15 protein-coding genes, 1 tRNA gene and 1 pseudogene are annotated in these 14,894 nt (G+C 66.9%); 6 read left to right on the top strand and 11 right to left on the bottom strand.

Annotated elements, in window-relative coordinates:
- The 8 genes from AC1DY5_RS17575 to AC1DY5_RS17540 form a co-directional block, all read right to left on the bottom strand.
- A partial coding sequence (locus AC1DY5_RS17575) for a single-stranded DNA-binding protein (RefSeq protein ID WP_478113364.1) occupies nucleotides 1-277 on the bottom strand: 277 nt, incomplete at its 3' end.
- A gap of 126 nt (nucleotides 278-403) precedes the next feature.
- A complete protein-coding gene (locus AC1DY5_RS17570; RefSeq protein ID WP_478113362.1) occupies nucleotides 404-1,945 on the bottom strand; it encodes a DNA primase family protein in 1,542 nt (513 codons plus the stop codon).
- Complete coding sequence (locus AC1DY5_RS17565; RefSeq protein WP_478113360.1) at nucleotides 1,942-2,190, bottom strand: hypothetical protein; 249 nt, start codon at nucleotides 2,188-2,190, stop codon at nucleotides 1,942-1,944. Before AC1DY5_RS17565 ends, AC1DY5_RS17570 begins: the two co-directional genes overlap by 4 nt.
- Nucleotides 2,191-2,200: 10 nt before the next feature.
- On the bottom strand, nucleotides 2,201-2,713 hold the full coding sequence (locus AC1DY5_RS17560) for a hypothetical protein (RefSeq protein WP_478113358.1): 513 nt from the start codon (nucleotides 2,711-2,713) through the stop codon (nucleotides 2,201-2,203).
- Between the two features lie 443 nt (nucleotides 2,714-3,156).
- Nucleotides 3,157-3,486: a helix-turn-helix transcriptional regulator gene (locus AC1DY5_RS17555; RefSeq protein ID WP_478113357.1), complete on the bottom strand. Its 330-nt coding sequence runs from the start codon at nucleotides 3,484-3,486 to the stop codon at nucleotides 3,157-3,159.
- A 103-nt stretch (nucleotides 3,487-3,589) separates the two neighbouring features.
- The gene (locus AC1DY5_RS17550; protein WP_478113355.1) at nucleotides 3,590-4,057 is read right to left on the bottom strand and encodes a hypothetical protein; all 468 of its coding nucleotides are present in this window, start codon (nucleotides 4,055-4,057) and stop codon (nucleotides 3,590-3,592) included.
- Nucleotides 4,054-5,343: a tyrosine-type recombinase/integrase gene (locus tag AC1DY5_RS17545; RefSeq protein WP_478113353.1), complete on the bottom strand. Its 1,290-nt coding sequence runs from the start codon at nucleotides 5,341-5,343 to the stop codon at nucleotides 4,054-4,056. Before AC1DY5_RS17545 ends, AC1DY5_RS17550 begins: the two co-directional genes overlap by 4 nt.
- Before the next feature lie 200 nt (nucleotides 5,344-5,543).
- Nucleotides 5,544-5,617: transfer RNA gene (locus AC1DY5_RS17540), tRNA-Gly, on the bottom strand.
- 549 nt (nucleotides 5,618-6,166) lie between these two features.
- On the opposite strand from AC1DY5_RS17540, the gene AC1DY5_RS17535 reads away from it, so the two are divergent.
- From AC1DY5_RS17535 to AC1DY5_RS17510, 6 genes are all read left to right on the top strand, one after another.
- Complete coding sequence (locus tag AC1DY5_RS17535) at nucleotides 6,167-6,742, top strand: hypothetical protein (protein ID WP_478113352.1); 576 nt, start codon at nucleotides 6,167-6,169, stop codon at nucleotides 6,740-6,742.
- 308 nt (nucleotides 6,743-7,050) lie between these two features.
- Nucleotides 7,051-7,452, top strand: coding sequence for a GreA/GreB family elongation factor (locus AC1DY5_RS17530; RefSeq protein WP_478113350.1), 402 nt, complete (start codon nucleotides 7,051-7,053; stop codon nucleotides 7,450-7,452).
- A gap of 112 nt (nucleotides 7,453-7,564) precedes the next feature.
- Nucleotides 7,565-8,122 carry a cytochrome b gene (locus AC1DY5_RS17525; protein WP_478113348.1) on the top strand — a complete coding sequence of 186 codons (558 nt, stop codon included), beginning with the start codon at nucleotides 7,565-7,567 and terminating at the stop codon, nucleotides 8,120-8,122.
- Nucleotides 8,119-8,676 carry a YceI family protein gene (locus tag AC1DY5_RS17520; RefSeq protein ID WP_478113346.1) on the top strand — a complete coding sequence of 186 codons (558 nt, stop codon included), beginning with the start codon at nucleotides 8,119-8,121 and terminating at the stop codon, nucleotides 8,674-8,676. The genes AC1DY5_RS17525 and AC1DY5_RS17520 overlap by 4 nt, the downstream gene beginning before the upstream one ends.
- A gap of 1 nt (nucleotide 8,677) precedes the next feature.
- Nucleotides 8,678-9,418 (top strand): YceI family protein, encoded by a 741-nt coding sequence (locus AC1DY5_RS17515; RefSeq protein ID WP_478113344.1) that lies wholly within the window; start codon nucleotides 8,678-8,680, stop codon nucleotides 9,416-9,418.
- Nucleotides 9,419-9,423: 5 nt separating this feature from the next.
- Nucleotides 9,424-10,011, top strand: coding sequence for an SRPBCC family protein (locus tag AC1DY5_RS17510; RefSeq protein WP_478113342.1), 588 nt, complete (start codon nucleotides 9,424-9,426; stop codon nucleotides 10,009-10,011).
- 34 nt (nucleotides 10,012-10,045) lie between these two features.
- Here the strand turns inward: AC1DY5_RS17510 and AC1DY5_RS17505 are convergent, their stop codons facing one another.
- The 3 genes and pseudogenes from AC1DY5_RS17505 to AC1DY5_RS17495 all read right to left on the bottom strand — a co-directional run.
- Entirely contained in the window at nucleotides 10,046-10,963 is a 918-nt protein-coding gene (locus tag AC1DY5_RS17505; protein WP_478113340.1) for a hypothetical protein, read from the bottom strand.
- Nucleotides 10,964-11,268: 305 nt separating this feature from the next.
- On the bottom strand, nucleotides 11,269-14,619 hold the full coding sequence (locus tag AC1DY5_RS17500) for an error-prone DNA polymerase (protein WP_478113338.1): 3,351 nt from the start codon (nucleotides 14,617-14,619) through the stop codon (nucleotides 11,269-11,271).
- A pseudogene (locus AC1DY5_RS17495) lies at nucleotides 14,612-14,894 on the bottom strand (DNA polymerase Y family protein); the annotation flags it as partial. The gene AC1DY5_RS17500 and the pseudogene AC1DY5_RS17495, both read right to left, overlap by 8 nt.

Below are 14,894 nucleotides of genomic sequence, written 5' to 3'. Positions count from 1 at the left end.
CCGCGTCCACCGTCATGGTGGCCTGCACGTGCTGCTGCCCGTCCTGGCCGGTCCATGTGCCCAGCTTGAGGGAGCCCGAGGCACTGAGGGCAGCGCCCTTGCCCAGCGCCCGCAGGACCTCCTGCGCCGTGGTGCCGAAGGCGAACAGCGAGACAAAGGTGCTGGCCTCGCCGTCGTGCAAGAGCAGCTTCGCCAGGACGTAGGCCTTGCCGCTCGGGCCAGTGCGACGCTCGGGGTCGGCAGTCAGCTTGCCGGTGATGAGGGCTGCGATGGTCATGGTGGCGACGAGAGTAGGGAGGCCTGGGGAGGGCTTTCCCATTTCCACGGTATCGCGCACACACGCGTGCGATACCTCTCATATAGGAAAGACCTCCCCAGGCCTCCCCAAAGTCCGTTTGAACGTTCAGCCACGGTGATCTCCGTAGCGTTGCCAGCCGCTCGGCGGTTCCTGTCGCGTTCGCTCCTCAGAGGTCAACGAGATACCGCGATAGACCATCACGCCGTTGCTTTTCGTCTTGCCAATCCCTGAGACCGAGGCGAGGCGTTCGGCCCAGCTCGCCATCGACGGAACGCTTTCACCCCGAGCCTTCTTCCAGTCGGCATAGGACCGATAGAGCGGCGTCGCCTTCTCCTGATCAATGCGCCGGCAGCACTCGGCCATCCACTGGGATATGTCATCGAAGTCATCGAAGTACTCGACGCTGTTGTCGATCACGGAGGCTGGAACCGCAAGACCCGATGCATACCACTGTCGTGCGCCCTCGACGGCCCATGCGAGGATTCCGGGGCCTTCCGCTTGAAGCTTCGGCAGCAGGTCCCGATCCATCTGGTCGCCGGCAAAGGTGGCGAGGAAGGGCACCAGCAGCACGCGCCGCCGCATGGCCGGGTCGCCGCCGTGCAGGCGCGGGCGGAAGTTGCCCGCCAGGACGTGCTTGTGCGTGAGCGCGAACTCGAAGCTGTCCTGGCGCATGCGGCGTGCGCGCTGGGTGGTCTCGCCGGTCAGCTCCTTGATCTTCGATTCGGCTAGGTGCTGGTTCTGTTCCAGCTCGCTCGACACCGAGAGCCGCACGCCGCGCAGGTCCGCGATCTCGGTCGAGTGTGCTTCCTGCCCCTGCTGCCGGGACATCAGCACCGAGGCCGGTTGTCGGATCGCATAGCTGCCGCTAAGCCATCGGATGAGGGCGAGGAAGACGCTCTTGCCGTTGGCCCCGAGGCCGTAGAGGAACCACATGACCTGTTCGCGCACGCTGCCGGAGAGCCAATACCCGACCGCGCGCTGCATGTGCGCGATGAGGTCCAGGTCGGGCGTCCCATCCTGCAGCACGAACACCTCTTCGAGAAACCGCATCCAGCGCGGGCACTGGTCAACGTAGCCCATGGGCGCGGCAGTGCACATGGTCATGTAGTCCAACTCGCTGCGCCTGCGCATACGGCCCGTGCGCAGGTCCACCACGCCCCCAGGCGTGTTGACCAATAGCGGGTCGGCGTCCCATGCTGACGAGGCAATACGCAGGCGCGGATCGGTCCTCGCCAGTTGTGCGATGGCGCTGACGGTCTTTGCAGTTGCGAGGCGACGGCGCTGGTCGGGCAGCAGCGCGCCGGCATCGCGAGCGACCTGCCGGGCAATGGCGAAGTGCTCCAGCATCTCGTCGTATCGCCACTGCTGGCCGTCATAGTGCATCCACTGCAAGCCAGGTGACCAACGCAGCATGGGCAGCGCACGCGCCGCCATTGCAGTCGCGAGTTCGTCCTCGGTGCTGCCCAGTGGTGCATAGTCTGTGGGCACATCGTTGATCGGGACTACCACCGCACACTCGGAGGTGTTGYCGTTGAGGCCGCGCTGCTCGACCGCCGGTTCCGGCGTCGAATCGGCGGTGGGCCTGTGCCCGATCTGTAGATCGAAGCGAGCCTCCGGGCTGGATGCCTCCTTTGTGGTCGCCGTCATTTGTGCAGGCTCCAATAGATCGCGTTCGTGCGACTGGCCGCGTCCATCAATCGCGTGATGTCCGCATCGGCGAGGCCCTCACGGTGGTGCAAGTGGATGCGCAGGGCAGTGGTCAGGACCAGCAGCGCTTCATCGCGCAAGACGTGCAGCGCGTCTGCCGCGCTGAATGGCAACGGCTTACGATGCCGCCCAATCAGCCGGCCCTCTGCGAGCGGAAAGGGTGAGCGGCGGCGGCGGCGGAACATCTGCAGCGTCCTAGTCTTTGTTGCGCATGGACTCGCCAAGGCTCACCAGCGCAAGTCCGGCGCGGCGCGCTTCCTCTCCGGCCGCGCGCAACTCGTCAGCCGTCGCCTCGGGGTCGATGAACGAGGGGTCGTAGGCGCGAAAAAGGACGGCCCTGGCGAGCGCGATCACCACGGGCAGCGGCGGCGCATGCTGCGCGTCAGGCTGTGCGGCAAGCCATCGCTGTGCAATGGTCATGGGATCGATCTCGGGGTCCGGGCTGTGCTCCATCACGTGGTGCAGCTCCGCGAGAATCCGCTCGGGCTCGGCAGGTCGCCCATGCGCGGCGAGCATGCGGCGCGCGGCCACATTGAGGACCAGGACTGCATCTCCATCCTGGCAGTCGTCGGCGAGCGCAAGCGCGACGGCTGTCGCCGAGGGCCATTCGCCGAGCGCAAAGAGGACCTTGCGAACCGCTGCCTTATCAACTTCCGACGTATCGATGATCTCGTGCAATTGGTGGTCGTGCATGGTGCGTTCGTTCATGGTCAGTCTCCGGTGGTGGTGGTGGGGAAGGACTTCGTTTTCGTCATCGCCGTCAATGCTGGCGGGCGCGTTGCGTGCGCAGGCGCTGGGCGATCCCCCTTGAGCTGCCGCGCCAGGTTGAAGGCGGCTGATGCGGCGGAAGCCTGGGCGCGTCGGAGCTGGCGCTCACGGCGGCCGAGTCGCACCGATGGCGGGTTTGTCGTACGATTCGCGGGTCGCTGGGTGTTCATGGGAACTCCTGTTCGATGCCCGCTGACTACGGGCGTGATTGACTTCCAGACTTCAGGGGGGCCGGCCGCAAAAGCCGGCCCTTCTTGTTTTTCACCGGGACGCAGTTCTCCCTTCGCGCTCTGCATTGGCGCGGAGTTCAATCGATCGGTGGTGGTGGCGTGTGGGCGCCGGCCCAGAGGCCGCGACGGATCAGGGCGGGCCGGTCTCGGTGGTCATGCAGCAGCCCGCTCCGGTTGAGCGATCCCGTGGGCCTCGGCCTGCCCGCGTAGGTATGCACGCACCTGCCATGCGACCCAGCGGTTGTCACGGTCACCGGGCGTGATCGGCATCGGGAAGCTGCCAGCGAGCACCTTGCGGCGCAACGTGGACTTGCTGTCCCCGGTCAGGACCAGCACGGTTGCGGTGGTCAGCAGCGCATCGTCCACATAGATCAATTCCAGCGGCTGGATGCGGTCCCCCTTCGTCCAGCGCGGACCTCCAGGGGTCCGGACGGGGACCTTCTTGATGCCGGCGGCGGGTACGGAGTGGGCTGCGGTGTTCATGGCCGAAATGGTCCCGCATGAGTCCCTTTGACACCAGACCCTCTGCTGAGCACAAGGCTCCGTCTGCCGAGCAGGAGGCTCCGTCTGCCGAGCAGGCCGGAGATTATTTTTCGAAGCGTTCCGGGCGCTCGGCTTTCCACTTCGAGGCGTAGTCCTGAATGGTGCTGGTCTTCAGCGGCACCAAGCGCGCAGCCACACAGGCTTCGGCCAACGCGGCCATCGTCATGCCCGGCTGGTGGTGGGCATCGAAGAACGCGAACACGTCAGCGCGGGCTTGCCGGCTTTCCTTGTGCAGGCCATCAGCCCCAAGCCGGGCCTGACTTCGRCGCGCATGGGTCAGCGCATCGTCCTGGCTGCGCTCCAGCATTCCTGGCAGCTCATCAACGATGTCCATTCGCTGGGCTGCCAGAACCTGCACGACGTGCTCTGCACCCACGACCTTCCGGGCTGCTTCGCAGAGGGCCGCCAGGGGGTCGCCACCATGCGCGTCAAGCAGCTTGACCACAAGGTCCTCGGCCAGCTCACGTTGGCGGTGGCCCCAGGCAATCAATGCCTCGTCTTCGGGCCTCACGTTGCAGCCCCGATGCGCACCACCTTCTGCAGCTTGGCCCTCGGCTTCGGCTTCGTGAGTCCTTCGAGGTAGTTGCCCCATACCGTCATCGCGGCCTTGCGCTGCTTGTCCCAGGTCGCGCGGTCGTAGGCGCTTCCAAGTGGCCCAGGCTTGCCATGGCCCAGCAGCTCCTCCAGCACGGCCTCAGGGATGTCGTGGTGCTCGGCCAGGACGGTGCGTGCCATGGCGCGGAACCCGTGCGCGGTCATCTGATCCTTGTAGCCAAGCCGCTGCAGGGCGGCATTCACGGTGCCGTCACTCATGGGACGCTCACCCGTGCGCGCCGAAGGGAAGACATAGACGCCAGAGCCGGTCAGGTGTTCCAGCCTTTGCAGGCATTCCACCGCCTGGGAGCTGAGGGGGACGATGTGGGGCTTGCCCTGCACCTTGGCGCGCAGGCTGCGCTTCATCTCAAGGCTGGGAATCGTGATGGTCTGCGCATCGAGGTCAACCCAGGTCCACCGCAGGGCCCGCAGATTGCCTGGGCGTTGGAACAGGAGCGCAGACAGCCACAGGGCCTCCCGAGTGATGGCCGTACCGCTGTAGGAGTGGATAGCGCGCAGCAGGCCGGGCAATTCGTCCACCGAGGTGACGGCAGCGTAGTTGCGCTGGATCGGTGTCCTGATCGCGCCGCGCAGGTCGCCGGAGATGTCCCGCTCGGCGCGTCCGGTCTGCACGGCATAGCGCAGGACCTGCCCGGCGTACTGGCGCAGGCTGGTGGCTGTCTCATGGCGGCCCAGCTTGTCGATGGCCATGAGCGGCGCGAGCAGCACAGGGGCCGTGATGTCAGCCACCGGCAGGCGTCCGATCTTCGGGAACAGATGGTTGGCCTGCATAGCGAGCCACTTCTCCCGGTGGGCTTCCTGCCAGTCGAGGGGGTTGCGCTCATGCAGCTCGCGGGCGACCAGCTCATAGGTGTTCGCGGCACGGGTGGCTGCCGTCATCCGATCGAGCTTCCGCTGGCGCACAGGGTCCTGCTGTTGCGCGAGCATCTTGCGGGCCTCTACGCGCTTCTCGCGCGCGTCGGTCAGTGAGACCTCGGGGAAGGCACCGAGCGCCAGCGTGCGCTCCTTTCCCTCAGGTGACTGGTACTTGAGCCGCCAGAGCTTGCTGCCGGTGGGGTTGCATTGCAGGTACAGACCCTGGCCGTCATAGACCTTGCGGACGGCGGGTTTTCCCGTGGCCGGGTCGGTTGCCTTGGTGTTGCGACATACCGCGTCGGTCAGCGGGCGGATCAGCTTTGCCATTTCATTGCCTTCTTTGGATTCCCTTTTCAGGAAGTTTTGGGACCCTCAGGAAGCAAAAACCGGGAAAAGCCCCCATCTGTACCCCCATTCTGGTGAATTTCCATGGATCAGCATGGATCATCATGGACAGGCAGATTTTAGCTTTCCCCAATGAAAAAGGCCGCTTTTGGCGGCCTGTGGTCTGCAATGGTTTGGTGATCTGGAGCGGGTGAAGGGAATCGAACCCTCGTATGAAGCTTGGGAAGCTGCCGTTCTACCATTGAACTACACCCGCATTTTGCAACCCGTTGATCTGCAACGAGTTTTCGACCCCATCGTAAGTTTCGGCTGCAAGTTCTCGGGAAAAACCACGCTGACCCTACCCRTCAAGCGCATGCCTGCGTCCCTACGACAGCCTGGAGTATATAGGTCCATGTTCTTTCTATGTCCGCGCCACCAAGCTTGATCCATCGTGAGGCCCAGCACCCCCACCTCGCGAGTGACCTGCAGCCCGCGCGGGGCTGATAGGCGCAGCTATCCAGGCCATCTGTTCTATCGTTGCTTCTTCCTGCGATAAGGTTAGGCTGGTCTCGCTGTATGCGGCTGCCCTCTCTCCGTGGCTCTCGGTCCCCGCCGCATCGCCTCCGTAACAGGCTCACAGCATTAGGCCCGCCCAGCGCGGGCCTTTTTCGCCACGCATGCCACGCGAGATTCGCGTAAATCTTGCAGCAAATTTGTTTCGCAGAGAACGCGTTCTGCTGTGCGGTCACGGGACCCACATCGCCTTCACCCGGGCACGCCAATTGCACGAAGCGCAGGCGAGTCTTCATGGGAGAAGCAAACCATGCAATGGACAGAGTGCTACCAGAGAGTGCAGTTGCTGCGCCCGAAGTCGGCGAAGCTTGCCGCACGAATGCTCAGGAAGGATCGACTTGTTCCATCCAACTGGGCTTTTTGCCTGGACCTGGCGCTCACATCCCGCGCCAAAGGAGCGGGGCCCATCACACAGACGGATCGACAGGTCATTGCCGCCAACCAACGCGCATTTTCGCCCGGTCCGCCAGAACAGCTCGATGAAGATCAACGGCAAGCCTCGGAGTTCGCCGCGTCCATCCGAGCCTTGTCTGTCGAGGCCCCGGCCCGAAGAGAAAGGCCTCAACGCAGCACGGGCCCTGCTGCTCACCAGGAGTTCATTTGGGACCCGCGAACGCCCACGCCGGAGGAAAGATGGCTTCTTGCGTTCTCGAATGAATTTGGTCGGCTTGCACATGGTCGAATCGATGCCGACGACATCGCCAAATGCGCGAACGAGGCGCTGAAGGCGAATGGGCACCGCAATCCAGTGGCCGTTGCTGGCGAATGGGTCATCGCGACACGCGAGGGACGCCTTGCGGCTGGCAGCCTCACCGCCGGCAGGTGAGCCGTTCACCCCAACAACGCCGCGCGGCTCGGCGTCGTTCGGGCGGYGGCCTACAATCGAGGCCATGGTCTTCCCGGTCCGCAATCGAATCGACAGCCGTGCAGCGTCCGCCTTCGCAACAGGGCTTCGCACGCTGGCGCGGGGCCGCCAAGCGACGCCGCCTGGACTGCGCGAGTCCGTCGCAGACTCCTCGGCCCGGCGATCCTCCTTGTCCCCCTTCTAGCGCAACCATCGATCGCCGGGCGCCTGTCCCGCGCAGTAGCAACCGCCGCCGATCTCGGCCGGCCGCATTTCGACTGGAGTGCTTCATGCATGAAAAGAACCACGGCGAGCGCACGCTCACCGAACTCGACCACGTTCGCCTCAGCAAACTGATCGACGGCCAATCCCTGCCCGCGCTGGCGGATCTGCTGGACACCACCGACGTGGTGGGCTCGCGGGAGATCGCGCCCGACGTCATCACGATGAATTCGCAGTTCTCGATCATCGACGCCGCTTCGGGGCGGCGCCAGCAACTGACGCTCTGCTACCCGCGCGACGCCGCGCCCAGCGCCGGATTCGTCTCGGTGCTGTCTCCGGTCGGGACGGGCCTGCTGGGACTGCGGGCCGGTGCCACAGCGAAATGGCAGATGCCCGGCGGCGACGAGGGGGGCGCCCGGGTCGCCGAGATCCTCTTCCAGCCAGAGGCCCACGGCGACTACACGGCCTGAGCGGTCGCGCCCGGCATTGGAAGCGCGGAGTTACAGTGCTCGGACTTGGGCCAGACTCTCTGCGAGGAACATCAATGCAAGGACGGGCGTTCGCGCGTACCGCGAGATCCGGATGAAGGCAACTGACATCGAACCCGCGTGGAACGGGGTCGCGAAATTCCTGCACTGGCTGATCGCGCTGCTGATCTTCGCCCAGTTCGCGCTCGGCTGGCTGGCCGCGAGCTGGCGGCTGTCGCCGACCAAGCTCGAGCTCTTCGTTTGGCACAAGTCCCTCGGCATTCTGGTTTTGATCCTCGTGGTCCTGCGCCTCGCATGGCGGCTGACGACCGCTGCGCCGCCGCTTCCTGCCAGCATGCCGGCCTGGGAGCGGACAGCGGCACGCACGAGCCACGTGCTGCTCTACGTCGTGATGCTCGGCATGCCGCTCAGCGGCTGGATCATCAATTCCGCTTCGGGCGTGCCCTTCAAGATCTTCTGGCGGATTCCGCTGCCGTCGATCGCCGCAGCCGACAAGCACGCCGCGGATATCGCGTCGCTCGTGCATTTCTCGCTCGGCCTGCTGCTGGCCTCGATCCTGCTCGTGCATATCGGCGCGGCGCTGCGCCATCACTTCATCCAGCGGGACAATGTGCTGATTCGCATGCTGCCTTCAAGGAGCCTTCCGAAATGAAAACACTGGGTTGCCTCGTCCCGCTGCTCGCCTGTGCGGTTTTCCAGGCCGCGCAGGCGGCCGACTGGAAGATGGACGCGTCCGGCAGCCGGCTGGAATTCATCACCTCGTTCGAGACCGTGCCGGCGCCCGGCGTGTTCAAGGACTTCGACGTCCGCACCAGTTTCGATCCCCAGGCTCCGGCCGGCGGTCGGCTCGATGTCACCATCAAGGTGGCCAGCGCGGACATGGCCAGTGCCGACATCAACAAGGCGATCGCCGGCGTCGAGTGGTTCGATTTCGCCAAGCACCCGCAGGCCGAGTTTCACGCCACCGACATCGCCCGTGCCGCGGGCCGCTACGTGGCCCATGGCACGCTCACGCTGAAGGGCGTGCAGCAGCCGGTCGACGTGCCGTTCAACTGGGCCCCCGTCGGCGAAGGCGCGACGATGGACGGCGAGTTCGTCGTCAAGCGGGCGCCGTTCGGCATCGGCACCGGCGAATGGGTCTCGACCGACGTGATCGGCCCCGATGTGACCATCAAGTTCCGCGTGCGACTGCGCAAGGCCGGCTGAGATGGCTGGGCTGCGCCGGCTGCGTTTCGCCGTCCTGCTCGCGCTGCTGCTGGCGGCCGGGTGTGCGCAGCCGGGCCGCGAGGCGCTGCCGGAGCCGATTCCCGCGACAGCACCGGCACCTCAAGCGTCGCTTCGCAAGGCCTACGAGGAGGCCGCGGCGCAGGGGCGTCCGGTCCATCGCGTGGATGCCGCGCAATCGCTGGTAGTGATCACAGTGCGTCGCGGTGGAACGCTCGGTCACCTCGGCCACGATCACGTGGTGGCCAGCCACGCGCTCCAGGGATGGATCGCGCCGGACGCCGGCCGAGCCGACCTTTTCGTTCCGCTGGCGGAACTCGCGGTCGACGAGCCGGAGCTCCGCGCCGAGGCCGGCCTGGACACCCAGCCGAGCGCGTCGGACATCGCCGGCACGCGCGCCAACATGCTCGACAAGGTGCTGGAGACGCAGACCTTTCCCTACGCACTGGTCCGCGTCGCCAGCGTCGAGCGCACATCGGCCGGCGTGCGCCTGGATGTCGCGGTCACGCTGCACGGCGTGACGCGGAGCTTCGCGGTCGCGGCGCGGGTCGAGACCGGAAGCGACAGCATGGATATCGCCGGCTCGTTCGAGTTCAACCAGACGGATTTCGGCATCGTGCCGTTTTCGATCCTCGGCGGCGCGGTGCAGGTGCAGGACCGATTGAGCCTGCGCTTCAGGATTCGGTCGCGCCGCGTGGCGCTGCCGGGCGAGCGTCCGGATTGAGGGCGATGCGCTGCCGGCCCATCGCCGCCCTCCTGGCCACGGCGCTGCTCCTGCTCGGGGCGGTCGGCCCGGTCAGCGGGGCGATGGCGCAGCAGCTCGATATCGCAGCCGCGAACCAGGGCGATTTCATCAGGGTGACGGCTTCGGCAGACTTGCAGGTCGACCCGCGCACGGTGTGGGCGGTGATTTCCGACTACGACCATCTGGCCGAGTTCATCCCGTTCATGCGCAGTTCGAAGGTGGTGCAGCGCGACGGCGACAAACTGCAGGTCGACCTGGCCGGGGAGTTCGTCTTCCTGTTCTTCAGGCGGCCGGTCGAGGTGCGGCTGGAGGTGGTCGAAACGCCGCAGCGGCGGATCGTCGCCCATGCCGTGAGCGGCAATCTCCGGGCCATGGAGGGCCGCTATACGATAGAGGCGCTGCCGTCGGGCCTGGTGCGGCTGTCCTATTCGGGCGGCGTCGCGCCGGACTTCCCGGTGCCGCCGGTGGTCGGCCCCGTGGTCGTTCGGATCGTCCTCGCCAAGCAGTTCCGGGCGCTGGTGGCGGAGATCGTCCGCCGCGACAGCGTCGCGCGCGTCGCGCCGGCGCAGTAGCCGGAGATCGACGCTCGCCGGCGGGCGCCGTGCCTCAGTCGTCGACGCCGGTCAGCAGGCCCTGCAGGTCGTCGTCGAAACCCGCCACGGGATGCGCCTTGGCCAAGGCCATCCAGACGGCAAAGGGCATTCGCGGCAAGGCACGGTGCACCGCCGAGCGCGCAACCACCAGCCGCCCCTGCTGGGCGATCAGCACACCGCACTCCGGCGGGATTTCGTCCGGCTCGCCGACCGGGCGCCCCTTGGCGTCGCAGCCCAGCACGTACCAGCACTCGCCGCCAAGGTCCAGGTAGGCGGCGCGCTTGTCGGGCTTGCGCAGGTCGCTCAGCAGGTCGGCCCGGTTCACCTTGACCTCGTGCACGACCGGCTGCGCATAGGCCTCGACGCTGGTGTTGCGGATCGAGAAGACATCTGGCCGGGCGATGCACCAGCGCGGCTTCTCGCCCTCGGCCGCGCCAGCCAGCCGGGCCCGCAGGCTCAGGCCGCGCCAGGCCACGCGACCGGCGCGCGTCATCTCGCGCGCGACCTGCTCGACCAGTGCCTCGTGGCGCGACAGCGCGGCCCGGTTCACCACCAGCGTGCACGCCAGTTGAGCGATGCCTGCATCGGTCAGGCGCAGGGTCTCGTGGCCCTGCGCGGAACGCAGGCGCTCGAGCAGACCCGCAGCCAGCAAGTCGACCTCGATTGCGTCGCCGCAGGGCCAGCCTGCAGAGCGGTGGATCTCGCGCAACCGCCGCGCATGCAGGCGGCCGAGCGCCAATGCGCCGGACGGCGGATCTGCAATCGGCGGCGGCGCGCCGGGGTCGACCTGCGGCGGATCGGACGGCGGCGGATCCACCGCGGGTGCGGGCGGCGGCTGCTCGGGCGGCGGCGGTGTCGGAAGATCGGGTGCGGGCGGCGGCGGCCCGATGGGCGTGCCGGCGCCGGCATGCAGCGAGGCGAATGCGGTCATCGCTACAGATTATCGAAAAGCCGTCGAATGGCGAACCCCGCGGCGCCTTGCGGGCCTTTCAGAACAGGTCGAGGCCGGCAGCCAGCATCAGCGCAACGCCCGCAGACACGCTCGCCCAGTGGGCGAGGTTGGCGCACAGGTCCCAGTCGCGGTGCCTGTGCTCGGTGAAGCTTGGCGTTCATCATTGCGCTCCGTGCATCAATGCTATGTCCACCTTGCCTCTTGTCGCGATGAAATCGGCGCCGCAGATTGGTGCGGCTTCGGCATGAATGAAGAGATCGTCGCCAGGCCGGGCGCAAGACAGCCTAGTGGAAATCACGGCTCGTGTTGCTCTGTGCCAGCCGTCCCAGCAGTGGCGTCAGGTCCCTGAAGCCGGTCGCCACGAGATGGCGCACCTCGCCGCCGCTGTCGACGTCGCGCTGCCAGGTGCCCTGTACCGCCAGCAGCTGCGCCTTGAACAGCGGCTCGCGCCAGGCTTCGACGACATGGCTCCAGACGATCACGTTGACGTTGCCGGTCTCGTCCTCAAGGGTGACGAAGATCGAGCCGTTGGCGGTCTGCGGACGCTGGCGGCCCTTGACGATGCCGCAGGCGCGCACGGTCTGGCCGCTGGGCAGCGGGCGCAGCTGCTCCGCGCTCATGAGCTGCATGCGCGCCAGCCGCGAACGAAGGAGCGCCAGCGGATGGCGGCGCAGCGTCAGGCCGAGCGAGGCGTAGTCGCCGACGATCTCCTCGCCTTCGGACGCGGCGAGCAAGCGCAGCGCAGGCTCGTCGATCGGCACGCCCTTGAGCAAGACCGGCGCCCGGCGCTGCGCGGTCGCATCCCACACCTGCTGCCGGCGATGGCCCGAGAGCGACATCAGGGCATCGGCCGCAGCCAGCGCCGCCATGTCCCTGGCGTCGAGCTCGGCGCGCAGTGCCAGGTCCTCGGTGCTGATGAATGGCGCCTGGGCGCGCGCCTGGAGCATGCGTTCGGCGCCGGCCCTGCTGAGGCTGCCGACGCGTTTCAGGCCCAGGCGCACGGCTGGCTGGTTCGCGTTGCCCAGCCGCTCGGCATGGCGCGCCTCGGTGCCGGGCGGCGCACGCGGCGCATCGGGCGCGCGTGCTTCGATCGTGCTGTCTATCTCGCTGGCCGTGACATCGACCGGCCGCACCTCGACACCGTGGCGGCGCGCATCCTGCACCAGCTGCGAAGGGCTGTAGAAGCCCATCGGCTGGGCATCGAGCAGCGCGGCCAGGAAGCAGGCGGGCTCGTGGCGCTTGAGCCAGGCGCTGACGCAGACCAGCAGCGCGAAGCTGGCCGCATGGCTTTCCGGAAAACCATAGTCGCCGAAGCCGAGGATCTGCTTGAAGATCGCTTCGGCGAAGGCCGGCTGGTAATCTCGATGAACCATGCCGTCCACGAGCTTCTTGTGGAACTTCTCGAGGCCGCCCTTGCGCTTCCAGGCGGCCATCGCGCGCCGCAGTTGATCGGCCTCGTCGGCCGTGAACTCGGCCGCGATCATCGCGATCTGCATCACCTGCTCCTGGAAGATCGGCACGCCCAGCGTGCGCTCCAGCGCCGGCCTCAGCTCTTCCTTCTCGTAACGGATCGGCAGCCCCTGGCGCAGCCGCTCCCGCTGCTTCAGATAGGGATGCACCATGCCGCCCTGGATCGGCCCGGGCCGCACGATCGCGACCTCGATCACCAGGTCTTTATAGGTGCGCGGCTTCAGGCGCGGCAGCATCGACATCTGGGCCCGGCTCTCGATCTGGAACACGCCGACGGTGTCGGCGTCGCAGATCATGTCGAACACCTGTGGATCGTCCTTCGGCACCTGGTGCATCTCGAGCGTTGTTCCGCGCCAGCGGTTCATCAGTTCGAGGCCGCGCCGGATGGCGCTCAGCATGCCGAGCGCCAGCACGTCGACCTTGAGCATGCCCATGGCCTCGAGGTCGTCCTTCTCCCACTGGATCACCGAGCGGTCCTTCATCGAGGCTTTCTCGACCGGCACCAGGCGCGTGAGCCGGGTGTGGGTCAGCACGAAGCCGCCGACGTGCTGGCTCAGGTGGCGCGGGAAGCCTTTGAGGGCGCACGTGAGATCGATCCACTGCTGCAGCTTGAGCGCGTCTTCCTGCACGCCCGCGCGCCCGGCCGCCGCCTGCAGCTGCTCGCCGAGCACTGTCTCGTCGAACCAGTAGTGGTCCTTGGCGAACTCGTCGACCAGGCGGGGGTCGATGCCGAGCGCCTTGCCGACGTCGCGCAGTGCGCTGCGCGAGCGATAGCAGATCACGACCGCGGCGATGGCGGCGCGCTCGCGGCCGTACTTGTCGTAGATGTACTGGATGACCTCCTCGCGCCGCTGGTGCTCGAAATCGACGTCGATGTCGGGCGGCTCGTGGCGGTGGCGGCTCAGGAAGCGCTCGAACAGCAGGTTGCCGGTGTCGGGATCGATCGCGGTGATACCGAGGCAGAAGCAGACCGCCGAATTGGCCGAGGAGCCGCGGCCCTGGCAGAGGATCTTTTGTTCGCGGGCGAAGCGCACGATGTCTTCCACCGTCAGGAAGAACATCTCGTACGCGAGTTCATGGATCAGTTCGAGTTCACGCTGGACCTGCAGGCGCACCTTTTCGGGAATGCCCGCGGGATACCTCTTGCGCGCCCCTTCCCAGGTCTTGCGCGCCAGCGTCTGCGCCGGGGTCTCGTCGCGGCCCAGGCTTTCGAGCGGGTACTTGTAGTTCTCGCGGATCACCTGGGGATCGAAGCGGCAGCGATGGGCCACGACCAGGGTGTTGGCGAGCATCTCGGCCGTGTAGAGCCCGGCCAGCCGCACGCGCGGCCTCAGGTAGCGCTCGGCGTTGGACTGCAAGGCAAAACCGCATTCGGCCACGGTCCGCCCTTCGCGCACCGCGGTCAGCACGTCGTGCAGCGGCTTGCGCGCCCGCGAATGCATGTGGACGTCGCCGGCCGCCACGAGCGGCACGCCTGCACGCCGGCCCGCCTCGAAAAGCGCGACGAACCAGAGGTCGTCGTCGAGTTCGTTGAGCAGTTCCAGGGCCAGCCAGAGCTTGCCGTCGAACTGCGACCTGGCGGCCACCAGGTCGTCGTGCAGCGCGTCGGCATCGATGGCCTCGCCGGGCTTGCGATCCGGGACGAAGAGAATCTCGCAGTGCTGCAGCGAGGCTACGTCGCTGCCTTCCCAGCTCACGCGGTACTCGCCCTTGGGCAACTCGGTGGTGCGCGCCGCGGTGATGAACTCGCAGAGATTGCCCCAGCCCTCGGTGTCATTGGCGATGACCACCAGTCGGAAGCGCTCGAAGCGGAACTCGCTGCCGAACAGCAGCCGGAAATCCGGGTGGCGCGGGATCGGCTGTTCTTCGGAGTGCTCGAGCTCGTAGGCGTCGAGCTTGGCCGGCAGTTCACGCAGGCCCACATAGGCCCGCACCACGCCGGCCACCGAGCACTCGTCGGTGATCGCGAGTGCCGCATAGCCGAGGTGGTAGGCACGCTCCACCATTTCTTCGGGGGTGGAAGCGCCGCGCTGGAAGCTGAAGTTGGTCAGGCCATGCAGTTCGGCGTACTCCGGCAGGCCCGGCGCGGGCGCATCGCGCTGCGGCAGCGGGTGCACGTCGCCGAGGATGAGCGAGCGGATCTTCTTGTCGCTGAGTTCAGGCATAGAGGCCTTGCAGGTACCAGCGCACCTCGCCGGCAGAAAAACAGGCAGTCGGGCGCTCGCGGAAGATCCAGACCAGGCCGGCTTCGGGGCTCTCGGCGACGTAATAGTCGCGCACCGCGGGATGGCCGCCCTCCCCCACGCCGCCCCACCAGCCGGCCTCGACCCGCTGGGGTCCGATCAGCTTGCGCAGCGGTCCGCGGTAGCAGGGCCGCTCGCCGTCCATCTCGAGGCGCAGGGGTTCGGGCAGCAGCCACGCCGGATAGATCGCGTCGGCC

This window comes from Variovorax sp. P4_D9, assembly GCF_056401695.1.
The sequence above is the reverse complement of the archived record's forward strand: the minus strand, read 5'-3'. Positions and strand labels throughout refer to the sequence as shown.